Genomic DNA, 20,070 nt, shown 5'->3' on the forward strand with positions numbered 1-20,070 from the left:
GTTATTTGGTGATGCGGAAGCAATGCCGTTGCAGCTTCCCCTGGAAATCGAAAGGAATGGTCTGCGCCGTGATATTCTTGATGGAACTGGCCGCTATGGCGGGCTCGTCCAGCTCGAAACGGCGCAGGTTGTTGCTGAAATACAGCACGCCGTCTTTCTTCATCGCCATGAGCACTTTATTGATCAGCGTCACATGGTCTCGCTGGATATCGAGGAAATCCTTCATCCGCTTGCTGTTCGAGAAGGTGGGCGGGTCCATCACGACCAGGTCGAACGTATTGATCTTCAGATCGTCGAGATATTGCAACACGTCTGCATGCACGTAATGATGTCTGGAAGGATCGTAGATGCCGTTGAGCTCCATATTGTCTTCCGCCCATTTGAGATACGTTTTGGACAGGTCGGCCGACGTAACGGAAGCGGCGCCCCCGGCAGCGGCGTACACGGAAAACGACCCGGTGTAGCAGAACAGGTTGAGGACGTGCTTGCCCGCCGATTCTTCCCGCACCATGTGCCGCGTGATGCGATGGTCGAGGAAAAGGCCGGTATCGAGGTAGTCGGAAAGATTGACTTTGAACGTCAGCCCGTCTTCCTTCACATGGATTTCCGCTTTTTCGAGACTGAGCTTTTCGTACTGGCTTTGCCGGTCGGCCTTGCGCTGGCGGGTACGGAGGAAAATGTCTTCCCGCGGCACTTCCAGCACTTTCCCGACGGCAACCACGCTCTGTTCGAGCCACGCGTCGTACGCATCGTCGTCCATCCCATGGGAGCTGATGTATTCGGCCACAGACACCTTGTCTTCATACAGCTCGATGATGAGCGGGAATTCCGGCAGGTCGCGGTCGTAAAGGCGGAAACAGGTGATCCCCTGCCGCCGGGCGGTCTTGGCCAGGTGCTTGTAGACCTTGGCCAGCCGGTTTTCGAACATCTGGTACTTATCGGACATAATCGTGTGCAAATATGCGATTTTCCTCCCGGATGCGCCAGCGGACGCCTTAAAAAGCAACAGCCGGAACGGGGTCCGTTCCGGCTGTTGCCATATCGTTTGCTGACAAATCAGCTGAAGATGTCTTTCACTTTCTCGAAGAACCCTTTTTCGGATTTCTCGGGATTGGGCTTGAAGTTGCCGGATTCCTGCATCTTTTCGAGCATGGCTTTTTCATCGGCCGTGAGCGTCTGCGGCGTCCAGACATTCACCTGGATGAGCTGATCGCCCTTTTCGTAGCTGTTGACGGAAGGGAACCCTTTGCCTTTGAGCCGGAAGATTTTACCGCTCTGTGTTCCCGGAGGAACCTTGATCTTGGCCTTGCCGTCGATGGTCGGCACTTCGAGCTGAACGCCGAAAGCCGCATCGGGGAAGGAGATGTGCAGGTCGAAGGCTACATTGAGGCCGTCGCGCTGCAGTTCCGGGTGCGGTTCTTCTTCTACGAGAATGAGCAGGTCGCCCGGTGCGCCGCCGCGTTCGCCGGCATTGCCTTTGCCGCTCATGGACAGCTGCATGCCTTCCATGACGCCGGCGGGAATGTCGATCGAAACGGTTTCTTCGCCGTATTGACGGCCTTCACCTTTACAGCTGGTGCATTTATTGGTGATGATCTGTCCTTCCCCGTTACAGGTAGGGCAGGTGGTCACGGTTTGCATCTGGCCGAGGAAAGTCTGGGTCACTTTACGTACCTGGCCGGAGCCGTGGCAGGTGGTGCACGACTGGAAAGCGTTTTTGTCTTTCGCGCCGAGGCCGTTGCAGGTGTTGCAGGTGACGTGTTTTTTGACTTTGATCTTTTTATTGGTGCCTTTGGCGATCTCTTCGAAGTTCAGTTTGATCTTCACGCGGAGGTTGCTGCCGCGGGTGCCCCGCTGCCTGCGCCCGCCGCCGCCGCCACCTCGCTGGCCGCCGCCGCCGAAGAAGCTGCCGAAGATGTCTTCCCCGAAAATATCCCCGAAGTTGGAGAAGATATCGTCCATGTTCATATGGCCGCTGCCGCCGAAGCCGCCGCGGTTGCCCATGCCGGCATGGCCGAAGCGGTCGTATTGGGCGCGCTTGTCGGGGTCGCTGAGCACTTCATATGCTTCCGCCGCCTCTTTGAATTTTTCTTCCGCTTCCTTATTGCCGGGGTTCCGGTCGGGATGGAACTGCATCGCCACCTTGCGGTACGATTTCTTGATTTCATCCTGGGAAGCGGTTTTGGCAACCCCTAATATTTCGTAATAATCTCTCTTGGTCGACATGTTTATACACTTGAAAAGCCCATTCCGGCGGAACAGGCTATGAAAATTCTATGGGACTGGCAAAACTGCTGTCACAACGTCATTTTCCGACTACCACGCGGGCATGGCGGATGATTTTATCGTTGAGGTAGTAGCCTTTTTGCAGTACGTCGAGCACCTTGCCTTTCAGATCGTCTGTAGGAGCAGGGATTTCCGTCACGGCTTCGTGGAGGTCCGGGTTGAATTCCTCGTGCATGGCTTCCATGGGTTTGAGGCCTTTGGATTGCAGTACGTTCTGGAATTTATTGAAAACCAGCATTACACCTTCTTTCACAGCGCTGGCTTCCCCCGACGTTTCCAGCTGTTTGGCGGCTCTTTCGGAATCATCGAGCACGTCGAGGAGGGCAACGATCACCTCTTTGTTGGCAGTGTTGATCAGCTCGATCCGTTCTTTGGCGTTCCGCTTCCTGAAATTATCGAAATCTGCGTTCAGCAGGAGATATTTTTTACGTAATTCGTCGAGGTCCGAACGGAGCTTGTCCGCCTCGTCCTCTTCCGGCAGCGCATCGTTCAAGTGGGAGGAACCGGCCTGGTTTTCATCGGAATTGATGTCCATTTCACGGGGATCCTGCCCATTTGCCTGCATATCTTTGTCTTTTTCTGTCATAATCGTACTTATTGTCTGCAAGTTACCCCTCGACAATAACTTTGCCAACCGCCCGTTTCTGGACAATTTGGCAGGATCGGGAAGGATTCCCTGCATTTTGTACCTTTGCGCTCCAATAATAAACAATGACCAAGGTATTTCTCAAGAAAAAGATAGCGAACCGCGTATTGACGGGGCACCCCTGGGTTTTCGGCAACGAAGTGGGCCAGATCGAAGGGGAAGTGAACGCCGGCGATATCGTGGACGTGTTCACGCATAACGGTATTTTCGTAGGCCGGGGATACATCAACCCCCAATCCCAGATCCTCGTGCGGCTGCTCACCCGCGACCGGAACGAGACCATCGACGAAGGGTTCTTCCTCCACCGCCTCCGCAAAGCCTGGGAATACCGCAAAAAGCTCGGGTATGTGGAAAACTGCCGCCTCATCTTCGGCGAAGCAGATGATATGCCCGCCCTCATCATCGACAAGTTCAACGATTATTTCGTGCTCCAGACCATGGCCCTCGGCATCGACCGCTGGAAGCCCGCCATCGTGAACGCCCTCCACGAAATCTTCCAACCCAAAGGCATCTACGAACGCAACGACGTGCCCGTGCGCGAACTGGAAGGCCTCGAACAAAAGAAAGGCTTCCTCAGCGATCCGTTCGACACCAATATCATCATCAACGAAAACGGCCTGAAATTCCATGTGGATATCGTGGGTGGACAAAAAACCGGTTATTTCCTCGATCAGCAGGATAACCGCCGCGCCATCCAGCACATCGTGAAAGGGGCAGACGTGCTCGAAGCGTTCTGCTATACCGGCACTTTCTCCTGCCACGCAGGGCATTATGGCGCCAAAAGCGTGCTGGGCCTTGATATATCCGAACATGCCGTGAACACGGCCCGCCGCAACGCGGAGCTGAACGGCCTGCAGGATATCTGTAAATTCCAGGCGGTGAACGCGTTCGACCAGCTGAAACAATGGACCCGAGAAGAGCGCAAGTTCGACGTGGTGATCCTCGACCCGCCGGCCTTCACCAAGAGCCGCGAAAACATCCAGAAAGCGATCACGGGATACAAGGAGATCAACCTCCGCGGGATGAAGCTCCTGAAGCCGGGCGGCTTCCTGGTAACGGCGAGCTGTACCAACCTGGTAGACCCGTCCATGTTCCTCGAAACGATCGACATGGCGGCGAAGGACGCGCGCAAACGCCTCCGCCAGGTTACGTTCCAGACGCAGGCGCAAGACCACCCCATCCTCTGGAACATCGAAAACACGACGTACCTGAAGTTCCTCATCGTGGAAGTACAATAATCCGCATCGGCGATAACGATCATAGAAAACGGCGCTCCGGGTATCGGGGCGCCGTTTTTCATGGCATGCAAGAGAAAGAAAAAAGGCCGACGGTGCTTATGCATCCTGTCAGCCTTTTATATCTTAAATATTCCTACTCGTAATGGTTATTTGACGACGTTGAACTTCCCCGATTCCACCAGCGTCCCGTCCTTTTCCCTCAACTGGAAAATGTAAAGACCGCTGTAATAATTGTCCAAAGGAAGTTGTGCGCGGTTGGCAAGGTTCTTCAGGTGGTCCACCTTCTTGCCCAGGAAGTTAAATACAATAATCTCGTAAACCTTATCGTTATTACGCTGAATTTCGAAATAAATCTTAGTTGTAGCGGGATTCGGATATGCCTTCACTACCTTACTCGTATTCTCGCCCTCGGGGAATGTAGAGGGATTGGTAGACTTGCTTTGGGACCATGCCGGTAACGACAGGGCGCAGAAGAAAGTAAATAGGATGAGAGTAACGGTTTTGTACATAGAACCCAAAGATATAAATTTTTTTAAATATTACCCAAATATTTGCGGTTTGGTTGCTATATAAAGATAACAAACGGTCTGCCAAATTGTGCAATTTCCCGGCTCTTTTTTCTGAAATTTTAACGTTTTTAACAATTTTTTCCGCAGCCGTCCGTTGTCAACTTAAAAACTCGGGCAGGTTACACTGTTAAGCGTTGAATTCCAGCGATTTAGGAAATTCTTGAAAACCATCGACACTTCGAATCCTCCCATGGCCTGGCTGGCCGTTCGCAGCCGGCTCACATTCACATCATAGCTCACCCCGATCTCCCAGGCCCCCATATCGAGGCGGAACATGGGCACAACCGCATCGTTCCACCGGTAAAACAGCCCGCCGTACATCCCCCGGTCAGATTCCAGCCCGTCGTCCATGAGCCCGTACCCCACGAACGCGCCGCCGATGAACTCGGAATACGCCCCTTGGTGCACCTGGTTGTAATGCGCGATCACCCGCACCCTTTCAGACACCGGCACCGTAAAGCCCAGGTTGAAGCTCAGCTTCGGGTCGAGCGTCACCTTATCGTCGTCGTAAAAAGACACTTTCGGTTTGTTGAAATGGTAATACGCCGCGCCCACGAACCAGTTGGTAGCCTCGCCCAGCACGCCGTTGTAGCTCATCCCCACGCCCGCGTCCCAGTACCCGTAACCGATCTTGCTCAGGCGGCCTTCCTCGCCGGTCGGCGCTGCGGGGTCGAAGCGCCCGCCGGTATACTGATTGTTGAAGGTGAGATGCGCGGGGTTGAACTGCCGCTGCACATAGCCGCCCATGAAGCCCACCGACAAAAAGCTGCTCTTGTCTTCGCTGAGGGATTTATGATAGTTGAGCGCCGGCAGGAACTGGACGGACTGCAGGTTGGACGAGCCCGCCCGGTCGAACGAAGCCTGTATCCCGGCCGTAACGTGGTCGTTATACTGCCCCACCGGGAATTTCATTTCCCCGCTGAGCGTGCCGGTCTGGTACGGTATCGTGACGCTGTTCCACTGGTTGCGGTACACGGCCTGGAACCGCACATCGCCCTTGAAAAGCCCGATCAGCGCGGGGTTGCGGAGGATGGGCGTTTCCATGAACTGAGACAGGTGGATGTCTTGCGCGCACAACGGCAGCCCGATGCACGCGAGCATTCCGCTTAACCAGTATTTCTTCATGCTTTTCAGCGTTTTCATGTGATTATCGTAATAAGGTTACATTTCCTTTTAGGGTAAATCGCTCGCCGGTATCGCAAACCGCATCCAGCAGCCAGATGTAGACGTCGGGCGCAAGGAGCTTCCCGTTCTGCAGGCCTTTCCAGCCCGCTGCCGGATCGTTCATCTGGAAATTGCTCCTGCTGAACACTTCCTGGCCGCTCCTGCTGTATATCCGGAAAGAATTGACGCTCCGCACGCCTTTGCCACGGGGGTAGAAGTCGTCGTTCATCCCGTCGTTGTTCGGCGAAAAACCGCTGGGAAGGAACACGTTGCCCTGGTCGCAGATCAGCCTTACATTCATCACGTCCGACTTCTTGCAACCCTCGTTATTCGTCACTTCGTAAGCGTAGTCGATGCCGGAACGCGGTGCGGCCACGGTCTGCGGACAGGTAGCGCAATCGATCCAGGTGTTGGGCTTCCATTCGCCGCGCACCACATCGGCGCTATACGACGCTTCGAGCACTACGGTATTGCCGGCCACAAGTACCTGGTCTGGCCCGGCGTTCACGGTGGGCGAGGGTTTTACCGTCACCTTCACCTGCCGCGTTTCCGTGGGGCAGGCGGGATCGTTGCCGGCCGTTACGGTATAAGTGGTGGTAACCGTGGGCGTGATGAGGGGCATCGCCGTGTTGCCGCCTTCGGTTACCGTCGGCGCCCAGTCATAGTAGGCGGCACCGCTCGCGCGGAGGCGGGCGCTGCTGCCTGCGCAGATCGCGGTATCGGGGCTCACGGTGAGCAATATCTTTGGCACTACACGCAGGGAAAGGGTGTCTTTTACGGTACAGCCGAACGTATTGATGGCCGTTGCGATGTAGGAGGTGTCTTCGTCAGGGGAGGCCACCGGTGTAGGGCAATTGCTGCAACTCAGCTGCCATGCCGGTTCCCAGGTTACGTTGCCGTTGGAAATGGCCTGGAGGTTGGAGGAGCCGCCCTCGCAGATTTTGACAGCGGAGGCCTGTACGTTGAGGAAAGGCGTGGGATTGATGGCCACATTGAGGGTGATGGAATCCATACAATTCCGCGCGTCCGTGATCACCAGTTTCACGGGGAAGTTACCGCTGGAATGGAAGGTAGGCTTGTCTGGCGTGGATTTGTCGGACGTAGCCACGTTCCCGAATTCCCATTTCCAGCCGATCAGGGGAATGTTGGGCGTGGGAACGGATTGCTGGATGAACAGCACCGGTTGCCCCGCGCAGGCGGACGCGCCGGTTGCGAAACGTGCTTCGGGCGCCATGACGGTGAGATGGTCTTTTTTGATGATCGTGTCCGGGCAAAGCGCGGCATCGTTGTAGAAGATAATGAGTGTGTCGGAGAATACGCCTTTGGTATTGACCATCCTCCGTATATCCACATCCGTAGTCACGATCCGTTCGCCGTCGCCGAACCGCCAGTCGTAGTGGCGCACCAGCGCATGGGGCACCTGCACCACGCCGTAATGCACCTGGCTGTTGCGGCAGATGGAGCCCACGCCGGTATGGTAATCCGCCGCAAACACCTGGATGGTATGGTAAATAGTGCTCATGCAGGTCTGTGCCGCATTCCGCACAATGAGACGGACGTTGTAGGTGCCGGGCTGTGTAAACGTATGGGTGGGATGGATGGTGTTGACGGACGGGGAATTGTCGTCGAAATTCCATTCATAGGTATCGCTGGTAGTGGCGGTGGACGTGTTCGTGAAAGTATATGTCATCCCCCCGCTCCCGCAATCCCTAGCATACCTGAAATCCGCTACAGGACCGGTATTGGTTACCGTAACCGGTGCGGCGTCCGTATAGCAGCCGTTGTTTCCCGCGCTCATCCTGGCCGTCACGTTGCCGGCTGCACGAAACGCGTGGTTGATATCGTTTTCCGGCCCTTCGTAGGTGGTCCCGTCCCCGAAATCCCACCGGTACCGCGACGCATCCACCGCACTGGCGAGCAACCGGGCCATGGTGCCGGCGCAATCGTCCGGCCGGGAAACGGTGAAGCTTACGTTAGCCGGTTTGCTGCCGGTTTTCACCTGTTTCGGGAACGTCTGCATCACGGCGCAACCCTGCTGCGTGGTAACGGTCAGCGTCACGTTGAAATCGCCGGCGGTCGTGTATTGATGGGTGATGACAGGCGTGGTGGAACTGGCCGTGGTATTGTCGCCGAAGCCCCAGCTGTAGGAAGCCACCGGGTCGCCGGTGGGCGCCTGCACGGAAGCGTCGAACACGGCCGTAAACGGGAGACAGCCTTCCTGCGGTGTCGAATTCATGGTGATAACGGGCGCGGAAACCATAATGAAATCGTCTTTCCGCAAAGTCTGCGTACAGCCGGTGGAATTGGTCACCGTTAAGGAAACATCGAAGGTGTCGATCTTGCTGAAAGTATGCTGAACAGTGGGCGCGCCCGACGTCACGGGCGCCGTTCCATCCCCGAAATCCCAGGTGCGGACGGTTGCGCCCGGCGTTTCGTCGGTAAAAGTGGCGGTGTAAGTGCCGCAGGCTTTTTGTTTATCCACCTTGAACGCTACCACAGGCATGGCATATATCGTGAAATTGGCGGTAGCCGTGGCCGTGGCCGCGGTATAATATGCCGTGAGCTTGATGGAAACGGGGCCCGGTGTGTTGAAGGTCACCTTGGGATCGGTTTCCGTGGAACTTCTCCCGTCGCCGAAATCCCAGAGGTACGACGCCGCACCGCCCGTGCTGGTATTTTTCAGCGTCACCGTGGCCGGCGCGCATTGCGACACCGGCGCCACCGTATAGGTAAACCCGGCCTGCTGGGCCGAGGCGCCTGCCGGCAATGCCAGCAACGCCCACAACAATCGGATCAGGTTTTTCTTCTCAGGTGCTTTCATTTTTCACAGGATATGGGAAAGTATAGGTTTATGGATTACACAAATTTATTATATTTTTTCCATTTCCCTATCTCAGCAAGGTCACATTTCCTTTGAGGGTCATGGGCTCCCCGCTGTCGCACACGATTTCCGCATAGTAAACGAATACGTCCGGCGGAAGGGCCTGTCCGGCGAAACGCCCGTCCCATCCGCATCCCGGGTCGTCCGACTGGCAATTCGCCCGTTCGAACACGAGTTGCCCCCAGCGGTTGAACACCCGGAACGATTTAATGGTCCTCACTCCACGGCCGCGCACATAGAAAATATCGTTCTGTCCGTCGCCGTTCGGCGTGAAAGTGTTGGGAATGAACGCGGTACTTCCGGAACAGAACAGTTTTACGGGCAGCAGAACGGTCGACTGGCAGCCGTAAACGTTGGTGGCGGTGATCTGGTAGGTCACCGGCCCCTGCGTCTGCATTTCCGGCTGCGGACAGTCATAGCAGCTGAGCCATTTCTCGGGGTACCAGGCCCAGGTGATGATGTCCGGGCTGCCGGTCACCGGCGCAGGCATCACGGTGCCGCTGGGAACGTTCAGGCTCTGCGGAACGGTGATCACCGGTGGTTGATGCACGGTTACGGTCACGCGGGCGGTATCTGTAAAACAGGCGTCGTTGCCATAACCCACCACCCGGTATTGCGTGGTGGCCTGCGGCGTGGCCACGGGGTCCTGGAGGCCCGCGTCGTTCAGTCCGTCGGCCGGGATCCAGCGGTAGCGGACGGCCCCGGAGGCGCGGAGGCGGGTTTGTTTGCCTTCGCAGATCTCGGCGTTAGATGCATTGACCGTGAAAGGATGCGATACGCGGATGCGGAGGGAGTCGGTGGCGCGGCAGCCGAACTGGTTGACGGCGGTTACGCGGTAAAGGGTGTCTATCACCGGGCTGATCACGGGGTTCTCGGCCGTGGCGCTGGAAATATTGTAGGGCGTCCAGCTGTATTGCGCGGGGCCGCCGTTGCTGATGACCTGCAGCGATTGCCCTTCGCAAACGAGCGCCTGGCGCGGCGTTACGGCGAGCGATGGCAGCGGGTTCACCACCAGCCTGAATTCCGCCGTATCAGGACAGGTGCCTTCGGAATTGCGGATCACGAGGCGGACGTCGTGCGGGCCGGCCTGCTGGTAAACGAGGCTCGGGGGAAGGGAGGGGCTGTTGCCGGGTTGGCCGTCTACCGTCCACGTCCAGCTGGTGGCGGGCAGCCCGCGGTTGTCGGAACCGGAGAACTGCACGGGCTCGTTGACGCAAACGGGGCCTGCCGGGGCAATGGCGGCCTCCGGTTTCGGGTCGATCTTCAGTGTCAGGAAAGCGGAATCCTCGCAACCATAACGGGTAACGGTCAGGAGTTTAATGCGGTAATCGGCCGCGCCGGTATAGTCGAAACGCGGGTGCTCGTCGGTGCTGACATCATCCGTTCTTCCGTCCACCCCAAAATCCCAACGGTATTGCATGGCATCGCCGTGGCGTTCGGCAGACAATGATGTGGAAGCGTTGGTGAACAGCACATCGGCTGCGTCGCAGGCCGCGAGCGTGCTCATGGTGAAACCGGCCGTGGCCTTGTCTACCACGATGCTGTCGGGCAGGCCCTGTGCGGGCACCTTGCAGCCTTTCGCGTCTTCCAGCACCACGCGGGGATAGTAAACGCCGGGCTGCGTGTATTCGTAGGAGAAAGTATTGGTACTGGTGGTGGTCACGGTACCATTGTCCATGTCCCAGGTATATTTGGTGGTGTTGGGCGAACTGGCGCTGAACGAAGTAGTATGCGGTGCGCAGCCGATTTTATTGGTGATGGTCTTTGTGCCGATGGGGCCTTCGATAAAGATGTCCTGCGTGGCAGTGCTTATGCAATCGCCGGCGGAATACACGTTCAGGGTAATGGTATAGTTGCCGGGAAGGTTGTACACGTGGTCGGGCTCGTCGTTGGTGGAGCGGCTGTTGTCCCCGAATTCCCATACTACGCGTGCATATCCGGTACTTTGGTTGTCGGGCGAAACGAGGGCCGGAGGGCATTGGGCCACCTGGCCGGGAACGGTGAACTTCGCCTGCGGATCGGGAACGGTGATGAACTGGTTTTTGGTTTCGGTGGACGTACAACCCTCGTCGTCCGTCACTGTCAGTTTTACGGTGTAAATACCGGCAGTGGTAAACGTTTTCAGCGGGTGCCGGTCGGTGGAAGTGGAATTATCCCCGAAATCCCAGGCATAGGTGAGATTGGTACCGGTAGAGGTATTGCTGAACTGGAATGCGGTATTTTTACAGGCCACCTGCGCGGGCGCCTGGAACCCCGCTTTCACGTCGCGCACGGTCACCGGCCGTGAGATCGACGTCAGGCAGCCGGCTTCGTCTTTCACCTGGAGCACTACGTTGAAAGTGCCGCTGGAAGCGAAAGCGTGTTTGTAATTGGTGGGTTTGGTTGTCACGGTTTCGTCGGCCGTCCCGTCCCCGAAATTCCAGGTCCAGTTTTCGATCGCTTTGCCGTGGAAGGAAGTGGACGCATCGTTGAATACCTGCTCATCGCCCTCGCACCGCCTGCCCGTCACCGAGAAATTAGCCGTGGAACCGTTCACCTGGATGTCGAGCACGTTAGACGAAGTCACGCAGTTATTGCGGTCGGTCACCGTCAGCACTACATTATAGCGCCCCGGTTGCGAGAAAACCTTGGCGATATTGTTGCCGCCAACGGGCGCGTAAGTGCCGTCTCCCCAGTTCCACTCCCAGCGAACGATATTGTTTTCGTCCACATTGCTGCGCGAGAACACGAGCGGATTGGCGGCGCAGACTTCCAGTGCAGAGCTGATCACGGGCCGTTCATCGATGATGTCTACCACCTGCGTCATTTCCGATTCGCAATTCCCGTCGGTCACGACCAGCCTCACGCTGTACGTGCCGGGCGTCGCGTAAACGTGGGTAGGCGATTGGGCGGTGGATGAATTTCCGTCGCCGAATTCCCATCTCCAGAATCGCGGCGTTCCGGGAATGGGGCCGAAGTCGGAGAGGTCGGTGAACGTTACGCGCATTTTATCGGAACAAGGGTTGCTCATCCCGAAATTGGCGATGGGCGGGAGGATGCGGATAAAATCAGGCTTGGTGAGGGTGCGGCGGCAACCGAAGTTGTTGACGGTAAGGGTTACATCGTGCAGGCCGAGATTGCGGAACCGGTACACGGGGTTTTCGGTGCGCAGGATCATCCCGCCGTCTTCCGGCAAAACCCATTCCCATTCCGTGCCGCGGGGCTGGGAAAGGTTGGTGAAGCTCACGGGGTCCCTTTGGCAGGGCGCTTTGGGATTCGCGTCGAAATCCACGACCGGGATGCGGCCCGCCCGCGCGGTAGTTTGCAGATCTACCCGGCAGGTACCGTTCACCATGAGCACCAGGCGTACCGTATAGGCGCCTTCGTTAGTATAGGTGTGCGATGGATTGGGCGAGGTGGAGGTGTTGGCGGCGCCGGAAGCCGGGTCCCCGAAATCCCACTGGTAGCCGGTAATGACGCCGGCCGTCAGCAACCGGGCGCTGAATGCGGCGGTGTGGGGGATGCAGCCTTCGGGATCGGGCACGTCGATCACCGCCTGCGGCCGCTCGGCGATAATGAAATCGTTCATGGAAAGACGGTCGGTACAGCCTGCGGCGTTGGAAACATCGAGCGTGACGTCGAACTGGCCGAAGTTGTTGTAGGTATGCAGCGGGGAAGGGCCGGTGCCGGTGGTGCCGTCGCCGAACGTCCACTGGTAGGTAGATGCACCGGTAGAAGTGGAGGTGAACTGCACATCGAACGGCGCGGCGCAACCTGTTCTGGGCGTTGCCGTGAAACCCGCCGTGGGCCTGGGGTGCACGGTAATCGCTTTGGTCACGGTTTCCAGGCAGCCCGGCCTGCCGGACGTGAGTGTCACGTTATAGGTGCCGGGCGCCGTAAAGTTGAAAGACGCGTCCCTGCCGGAGGATGTGCTTCCGTCCGGGAAAGTCCAGCTGGAAAGGGTGGGGACCGGCGATGTGGTATTCCGGAACCGGGTAGGCGCGCCGATACAGGCGGTGCCGTCTACCACAAAATCCGTCCGGGTGCGCTGGATCACGACGAATGCCGTTTTGGAAACGGTATTTTCGCAACCTTCGGGCGTGCGTGCCCTCAGGGTGACGGTATAACTGCCTTCGTTGGCATAAGTATGTGAGGGGTGCTGCGCGGAGGAAGTATTGGCGGCGCCGGAAGCCGGGTCCCCGAAATCCCATGCGTAGGTGAGCCCGCCGGGCCCGCTGCTGCGGAAATTGACGGTGAGGGGCGTGGTGCAGGAAGTCTGCACGTCCGACACGAAATCGATCTGCGGCGTGCTGCCCACGCGGATGTATTGGGGCAAAGTGAGACCTTCCTTGCAGCCGAAGCTGTTTTCCACGATGGTGGAGATGGAGAAGGCGCCGTTGACGTTGAAGGTATGGAAAACGCCGGCCCCGGAAGCGGAGTTGCCGTCGCCGAAATCCCAGGTGATGGAGCGGATGGTGCCGGATCCGGGAGTGGAAGCGTCGGTGAACTGGACGGTCATGGGCGTACAGCCGGACAGCGGCGTAGCGGAGAACCTGGGCACGGGGTTCTGGTACACGGTGATGGTCTGGGTGGCCGTCCGGGTGCCACCGGGGTAGGTGGCCGTTAAGCGGACATTATAGGTGCCGGGCACCGTAAACACCTTGGAAGCGTGCTGGTTATTGGAATGTGCGCCCAACTGGAAATCCCAGTCCCAGGTGGCGCCGGCGTCGGAAGTATTGTTGAAGGAAACCGTAAGCGGTGCGCAGCCGGCGGTAACGTCGGCGGAAAACGAGGCTTGTTGTGCACGGGCGGTGAACGAACAGAAAATTGTCAGGCAGCAGCATATGGCCGCAATATGGCTTTTCAGTTGGCGTCGGTTGATCATAGGTTTACCCGAAAATTGGAGGTATAACCCGCTCGGGGCTTTTGTGTCAAAGAGGTAAAAATAATATTTAAAAAAGAATTATCTGTTTATATTAACATTATGTTTTCATCGTGTTAAGCGATTAATTATTTATTTGCCCCCATAACGGATGTGTAAGAAGTACATTTACTTGGATTTACGTCCGAATTCCAAACCAAATGGATATGGCTGAATTGGATAAAGCTTATTGGAATGCGCGCTATGAGCGCGGGGAAACCGAATGGGACATGGGAACCGTATCACCCCCTTTGCGGGATTATTTCGACCAGCTGCCCAACAAAAACCTCCGGGTGCTTATCCCGGGCGGGGGTAACAGTTATGAAGCCAAGTATTTGTGGGACAGCGGGTTCCGCGATATTACCGTGCTGGATATTTCTTCCGTGATCATCGACCGTTTGAAGCAGAAATTTTCCGGGACGGGGATCAAGTTCGAAACGGGGGACTTTTTCGAGCATGAGGCCGAGTATGACCTGATCGTGGAACAAACCTTCCTTTGCGCGCTGGACCCGGCCCTCCGGCAAGCTTACGCGCGGCATATGTACGACCTCCTTTGGGAAGAAGGCCGCCTGGTAGGGGTGCTCTTCAACCGCGAGTTCGACGAGCCCGGCCCCCCGTTCGGCGGCGGCATCAAAGTCTACCGCAGGATGTTCGAACCGTATTTCGCCTTCAAAACCTTCGCCCCCTGCTATAACTCGCATCCCGCAAGGTCTGGACGGGAAGTGTTCATCAATTTCCGGAAACTCGACAGCGTAGGCCGCCGCCGGTCGTAACGTTTCCCATGGATTGTGTATCTTTATGGATTAGCCGTTAAAGACAAAACAATCAAGGAAACCGATGAAAAATCTCATAGCCATTGCCGCTTTGCTCTGTAGCGTAACCTTTGCCAACGCCCAACAGACCGTTTCGGCCGATATGTTTGAAAAAGGCCTTCGCCAGTCAGACGTTCAGCTGCTCGATGTCCGCACTGCCAAGGAATTCAAGACCGGCCACCTGCCCAACGCGCTCCAGGCCGATTTCACCAATAAGGAAGAATTCGCCCATCGCGTCAAATCCCTCGACAAGTCCAAACCCGTATTCGTATACTGCCTCGTAGGCGGACGGAGCGGCGCTGCTGCCAAATGGCTGGCAGATAACGGTTTCAGGGACGTGACCGACCTTTCCGGCGGCATCAACGCCTGGAGAGCCGAAAGCAAACCCATCGCCGGGGGCGAAAAAGTGCCGCAAATGAGCATGGACCTCTACAAACAGGCCATCTCCAGCAGCGACTGGATCCTGGTGGACGTTGGCGCCGAATGGTGCCCGCCCTGCCGCAAAATGGCGCCCATCGTGAAACAGTTCACCGAAGAAAAGAAAATCAAAATCCTCAACGTCGACGGCGGAAACGACACCGATGTCATGAAGGCCATCAACGCCACCGAATTGCCCACTTTCATCCTGTACAGGAACGGGAAGGAAGTCTGGCGGAAATCCGGGACCGTGGAGCCGGAAGAATTCCGCAAAGCGATGAAATAAATGAAAAAGGGGCCGTTAAGCCCCTTTTTTTATGCCCGTCAGTATCCGATCGGGATGATGAATTTGAGGATTTTGATTTACGGCCCAGGATGTCATGCCGCCAAATCAGGCAAATCCGGTTAAATTACCGCATATCCCACGGAATATAATTCTCCCAATACCATGGCGTATATACATCACCGATAGCCGCCTCGAGCAGGTATTTGAAAATACTCTCCCCGTTGTCGGAATTGGTCAATATCACTACCGCGATCTTTTTGTCGGGGTAGGCGATGGTATAATGCCCCCAGCCCTGGTCGTTACCTTCCTTGAAATAAGCCCTGCCATACGGCGATTGCAGCACCCCGAACCCTAATCCGTATCCCAGCTGTATGCCATCGTTCAACGTGGAATCCCGCCACGACAAAGGACCGAACTGCTGGATGGAACGGATGCGGATCTGGCTGCCCGTCATTTCGTTGAATGCCTTTCCCGACAACCGTTTCCCATTGATCAGCATAGTGTAGAACCGGTTGAATTCGTCCATGGTAGTAGTGAGGGAGCCGGCCGCATTGGCGAGCGGCCGCCGCGGGAAGAAAGTGCTGTCGCCCGTTTTGTCGTGCCCCACCGCATAGGCTTTCTCATATCCGGCCTGGTACACGTAGCTCGACGTTTCCATGCCGCAGGGCCCGAAGATATACCGCCTCGCCAGCGATTCCAGGTTTTCTCCTGTCATTTCCTGGATCACCATTTGCAGCAGGTACATCCCCTCGCCGGAATAACTCACGCGGCTGCCCGGCTCAAACTTGATCCGGAGCTTCTTGTCTGGCTCAAACCACCGGAAGTTGGGAAACCCGGTCGTATGATCGAGGCACATCCGGGCCGTGATTTTTTTGTAGCGCTCGTCGCCCTCCAGGTCTTTAAAATTGGATAGCTTGCCGGGAAAGGTATAATCCATCAGCGGCCGTGGCAAATATTCCACCAGCGGTTTATCCAGATCGATGATTTTCCGGTCGGCCAGCTGCATTACCAAATGTGCGAAAACCGCCTTGCTGAGGGAAAGCCCATACAAATGCGTGGAAGGCGTCATCGGCTCCATGGTAGCCGCTTTCGCATAACCGTACGCCTTCGCGAAAACGGGCCGGTTATCGTTGAAAATGGTCAGGCAAAGCCCCGTGACCTTCGCATCCGCCATCAGCTGGCGAACCCGCGCGTCGAGCGCCGGCGCTTCTATGCCGGACCCGTCGATCCGCCGGATAGTTTGGGCAAAACCGCCGGCCCATGCCATGGTGAGCAACAGGGCCGGCAGTAAACAGGTGATTGAACGCATACAGAACTTATTTTCAGTAAGCGTGAGCTCCGCGGCTACTATGCTTCCAGATTATACATCTTCCCGTATTTCTCCTGCGCGTACGCCATGAAATGTTTGAAATTGAGCTTCTCGCCGGTTACTTTTTCGCATAACTCATTGGACGTGTAATACCTGCCATGGCGGTGGATATTATCCCTCAGCCAAAGCAGCAGGCCGTTGTACCGGCCATCGGCGATGGCGCTGTCCAGCCCCGTGATCTGCTTGCGGGCGGCGGAAAAGAACTGCGCCGCATAAAAACTGCCGAGCGAATACGTCGGGAAGTATCCGAAAGCGCCGTGGCTCCAGTGAATATCCTGCAGCACCCCGTGCATATCGTCCGTCACTTTCACGTTGAGGAAATCGAGATAATATTGGTTCCAGATGTCGCGCAGGTCTTTCGTCTGCAGATCGCCACCGATCAATCCCTTTTCGATCTCGTAACGGATCATGATATGGAAATGGTAGGTGAGCTCATCGGCTTCGGTGCGGATCAGCGAGGGCTGCACCTGGTTGATGGCTTTGTAGAAATCCATGATGGGCACGGCTTGCAGGTTGGCGCGGAACAGCCCCTGGAGATGGCCGTAATGTTTCTGCCAGAAAATGAGGCTCCTGCCCACATTGTTCTCCCAGAGCCGGCTTTGCGATTCGTGGATGCCCAGGCTGGCCGCTTCGCCGCAGGGAAGGCCATACTGTTCCACGGGCAGACCTTGTTCGTACAGGGCGTGGCCGCCTTCGTGGATACAGCTCCAGGTCATATTGCCGAGGTCCTGCTCGTCGATGCGCGTGGTCACGCGGACGTCCAGCGGATTGAAGCTCGTCGTGAAGGGGTGTTCGGACACATCCTGCCTGCCCGCGCCGAAATCATAGCCCATGGCTTTGAGGATATCGATCCCGAACTGCCATTGCTGGTCTTTGGGATAGAGCCGGTTCAGGAACTTCTTGTCTGGCGGGGTTTGAAGGGCAATTTGCTGCAGCAGGGGGAGGAGCGACTGGCGCACGTCGCGGAAGATGGCGTCGAGCATGGCTACGTCGGCGCCTTTTTCGTATTCATTGAGCAGCGCGTCGTAAGGGTGGCCGGTATATCCGAGGATGTCGGCCTCCCTTTTCTTCAGTTCCACCATTTTGGCCAGCATCGGTTCGAACACGGAAAAGTCTTTTTCCTTGCGGGATTTGATCCAGGCGTGATAGGCGGCGTTGGAGGCGGTGGAGAGCTCGGCTACGAAGGAGCCGGGGTATTTCCGCTGTTTTTCGAAGTCTTCGGCAGACAGTTCCACGTTGCGGCGCTGCACGTCGTCGAGGTCCTGGCGGCTTTTCAGTTCCTGTAGGAGATCGCCGAGGGCGGGGGCGGTAGACAGTTCGTGGGAGATGGTGCTGAGCGTGGTGATCTGGCGGCCGCGGAATTCCGCGCCTTTTTCGGGGAGGTAGGTTTCCTGGTCCCATCCGAGGATGGACACGGAATTGCGTACGTCGGCGATTTGCTGCATCCGGGCGGTATAGTCCTGGTAAAGGTCTGCTGAAGTTTTTTGCACTGTCATGAAAAGCGGTTTATTTTACAAATCTAAACAACTAATCCGCGCCAGCAATTTCGGATGCGGAATGTTGACTATCTTGAAGATATGACGATTCAATCCATCATACAAGTGATCGAGCGGTTTGCGCCGCCGGCTTACCAGGAAAGTTATGACAATGCGGGGTTGCTGTTCGGCCATGCCGGATGGGAGGCGAAAGGTGTGCTCCTCACGCTGGATGCTACCGAAGCGGTGCTCGACGAGGCCATCGAAAAGGGTTGCAACCTGGTGATCGCGCATCACCCGATCGTTTTCGGCGGACTGAAGCGCATTACGGGCCGCAATTACGTGGAAAGGGTGGCGATCAAGGCCATCAAGAACGATATTGCGGTGTATGCGGCCCATACGAACCTCGACAATGTGCGCGCCGGTGTGAGCGCCATGATGGCAAAGCAGCTGGGGCTGGAGAAAACCCGCGTCCTCGACCCGAAACAGGGCCTTTTGCGCAAATTGTACACCTTTGTGCCGGCCGGGCACGCGTCGGCCGTGCAGGATGCGCTGTTTGCCGCGGGGGCGGGTCATATCGGGAATTACAGCGAATGCAGTTTTTACCATGAAGGAACGGGCACTTTCAAGGGCGGTGAGGGAACGGACCCCTTCGTCGGCAAGCCCGGCGAGCGGCATGGCGAGGCGGAAGTGAAGGTGGAGGTCATATTCCCGGCACAGTTGGAAGGAGCGGTGACGGCCGCCCTGCGCCAGGCGCATCCTTACGAGGAGGTGGCGTACGACGTGGTGAAGCTGGAAAACCGCTGGGCCGAGGTGGGATCGGGGCTGATCGGCGAGTTGCCGGAAGGGATGGACGAAATGGCATTTCTCCGGATGGTGAAGGAGCGTTTCCGCACGGGATGCGTGCGCTATACCCCCCTGCGGGGCAAAAATGTGCGGAAAGTGGCGGTGTGCGGCGGGGCGGGGAGCTTCCTGCTCAGGCAGGCCCGGAGCGCCGGGGCAGACGCCTACATTTCGGCCGATTTCAAATACCACGAATTTTTTGATGCTGAAAATCAATTAATTATCGCAGATGTCGGACATTTTGAAAGCGAACAGTTCGCAGTAGACTTATTTTATCATATATTGACTGAAAATTTTAGTAACTTCGCGCCTCTAAAATCTACCATCAACACAAACCCGGTAAATTATTTATAATACATGGCTACTGTAAAAGAATACAACGTCGAGGAAAAGCTGGTTTCTGTACTGCGGTTACAGAAGATCGATTCCAAGTTGGATGAAATCCAGATCCTGAAAGGGGAGTTGCCGATCGAAGTGCGGGATCTTGAGGATGAGATTGAAGGCCTGAACCACCGTTTGGCCCATATCGAAGACGAGATCAAAGGCATCCAGGATTTCGTAGCCGCCAAGAAAAACGCCATCAAAGATGCGGAAGCGCTGGCCAAGAAATACGAGAAGCAGCAGGATAATGTGAAGAACAGCCGCGAATTCGAAGCCATCTCCAAAGAGATCGAAATGCAGCAGCTGGAGATCAAACTGGCAGAAAAGCACATCCGCGACGCTAACGACGATATCAAGGAAAAATCCCGCTCCCTCGAGGTAGCCAAGCGCACCATCAGCGACAAGGAAACCAACCTGAAACATAAGAAAGGGGAACTGGAGAAAATCATCGGCGAAACCGAAAAAGAAGAAAAAGGGTTCGAAAAGCAGAGCGAAGAAGCCCGCACCAAAGTGGATGCCCGCCTGCTCGCCGCTTACGAAAAGATCCGCAAGAACTACCGCAACGGCCTGGCCGTGGTAACCGTCGTGCGCGATTCCTGCGGCGGCTGCTTCAACGCCATCCCGCCGCAACGCCAGGCGGAAATCCGCCACCGCAAAAAGATCATCGTTTGCGAACATTGCGGACGTATCTTGGTAGATAATGATCTCGACGCCACCGTAACCATTTAAGTTCCGGTCGCCGAAATAATAACATGTTAGGAACTCCGCGCATATCCATTGCGCGGAGTTCCTTATTTTTGCCC

General features: G+C 56.4%; 14 protein-coding genes. 5 read left to right on the forward strand and 9 right to left on the reverse strand.

Translation table 11 applies throughout. The annotated features are described in order from the left end of the window. Position 1 precedes the first annotated feature (1 nt). The 3 genes from ACQKLP_RS25960 to ACQKLP_RS25970 form a co-directional block, all read right to left on the reverse strand. Positions 2-958: a class I SAM-dependent methyltransferase gene (locus ACQKLP_RS25960; RefSeq protein ID WP_427326082.1), complete on the reverse strand. Its 957-nt coding sequence runs from the start codon at positions 956-958 to the stop codon at positions 2-4. 98 nt (positions 959-1,056) lie between these two features. Then, positions 1,057-2,226: a molecular chaperone DnaJ gene (gene dnaJ / locus ACQKLP_RS25965; protein WP_341841263.1), complete on the reverse strand. Its 1,170-nt coding sequence runs from the start codon at positions 2,224-2,226 to the stop codon at positions 1,057-1,059. 79 nt (positions 2,227-2,305) lie between these two features. Then, a complete protein-coding gene (locus ACQKLP_RS25970) occupies positions 2,306-2,872 on the reverse strand; it encodes a nucleotide exchange factor GrpE (RefSeq protein ID WP_427326083.1) in 567 nt (188 codons plus the stop codon). 125 nt (positions 2,873-2,997) lie between these two features. On the opposite strand from ACQKLP_RS25970, the gene ACQKLP_RS25975 reads away from it, so the two are divergent. Then, positions 2,998-4,170 carry a class I SAM-dependent rRNA methyltransferase gene (locus tag ACQKLP_RS25975; protein ID WP_126247541.1) on the forward strand — a complete coding sequence of 391 codons (1,173 nt, stop codon included), beginning with the start codon at positions 2,998-3,000 and terminating at the stop codon, positions 4,168-4,170. 146 nt (positions 4,171-4,316) lie between these two features. On the opposite strand, the gene ACQKLP_RS25980 is transcribed toward ACQKLP_RS25975, so the two are convergent. From ACQKLP_RS25980 to ACQKLP_RS25995, 4 genes are all read right to left on the reverse strand, one after another. Then, complete coding sequence (locus ACQKLP_RS25980; RefSeq protein WP_427326084.1) at positions 4,317-4,679, reverse strand: T9SS type A sorting domain-containing protein; 363 nt, start codon at positions 4,677-4,679, stop codon at positions 4,317-4,319. A 162-nt stretch (positions 4,680-4,841) separates the two neighbouring features. Next, positions 4,842-5,882 (reverse strand): PorP/SprF family type IX secretion system membrane protein, encoded by a 1,041-nt coding sequence (locus ACQKLP_RS25985; RefSeq protein ID WP_427326086.1) that lies wholly within the window; start codon positions 5,880-5,882, stop codon positions 4,842-4,844. A gap of 4 nt (positions 5,883-5,886) precedes the next feature. Further along, complete coding sequence (locus tag ACQKLP_RS25990; RefSeq protein WP_427326087.1) at positions 5,887-8,724, reverse strand: PKD domain-containing protein; 2,838 nt, start codon at positions 8,722-8,724, stop codon at positions 5,887-5,889. A 67-nt stretch (positions 8,725-8,791) separates the two neighbouring features. After that, positions 8,792-13,648, reverse strand: coding sequence for a PKD domain-containing protein (locus tag ACQKLP_RS25995; RefSeq protein ID WP_427326088.1), 4,857 nt, complete (start codon positions 13,646-13,648; stop codon positions 8,792-8,794). Between the two features lie 203 nt (positions 13,649-13,851). On the opposite strand from ACQKLP_RS25995, the gene ACQKLP_RS26000 reads away from it, so the two are divergent. After that, entirely contained in the window at positions 13,852-14,457 is a 606-nt protein-coding gene (locus ACQKLP_RS26000; RefSeq protein ID WP_126247530.1) for a methyltransferase domain-containing protein, read from the forward strand. A gap of 64 nt (positions 14,458-14,521) precedes the next feature. Continuing rightward, positions 14,522-15,199, forward strand: coding sequence for a rhodanese-like domain-containing protein (locus tag ACQKLP_RS26005; protein WP_427326089.1), 678 nt, complete (start codon positions 14,522-14,524; stop codon positions 15,197-15,199). 124 nt (positions 15,200-15,323) lie between these two features. On the opposite strand, the gene ACQKLP_RS26010 is transcribed toward ACQKLP_RS26005, so the two are convergent. Together ACQKLP_RS26010 and ACQKLP_RS26015 are read right to left on the reverse strand one after the other, a co-directional pair. Beyond that, positions 15,324-16,508: a serine hydrolase domain-containing protein gene (locus tag ACQKLP_RS26010; protein ID WP_427326090.1), complete on the reverse strand. Its 1,185-nt coding sequence runs from the start codon at positions 16,506-16,508 to the stop codon at positions 15,324-15,326. Positions 16,509-16,546: 38 nt separating this feature from the next. Next, complete coding sequence (locus ACQKLP_RS26015; RefSeq protein ID WP_427326091.1) at positions 16,547-18,064, reverse strand: carboxypeptidase M32; 1,518 nt, start codon at positions 18,062-18,064, stop codon at positions 16,547-16,549. Positions 18,065-18,145: 81 nt separating this feature from the next. On the opposite strand from ACQKLP_RS26015, the gene ACQKLP_RS26020 reads away from it, so the two are divergent. Both ACQKLP_RS26020 and ACQKLP_RS26025 read left to right on the forward strand, forming a co-directional pair. Next, on the forward strand, positions 18,146-19,240 hold the full coding sequence (locus tag ACQKLP_RS26020) for a Nif3-like dinuclear metal center hexameric protein (RefSeq protein WP_427326093.1): 1,095 nt from the start codon (positions 18,146-18,148) through the stop codon (positions 19,238-19,240). A 3-nt stretch (positions 19,241-19,243) separates the two neighbouring features. Then, positions 19,244-19,996: a zinc ribbon domain-containing protein gene (locus ACQKLP_RS26025; RefSeq protein WP_427326094.1), complete on the forward strand. Its 753-nt coding sequence runs from the start codon at positions 19,244-19,246 to the stop codon at positions 19,994-19,996. The last annotated feature ends 74 nt before the right edge of the window (positions 19,997-20,070 follow it).

Source organism: Chitinophaga sp. NPDC101104 (genome assembly GCF_050277495.1).
GTDB lineage: Bacteria > Bacteroidota > Bacteroidia > Chitinophagales > Chitinophagaceae > Chitinophaga.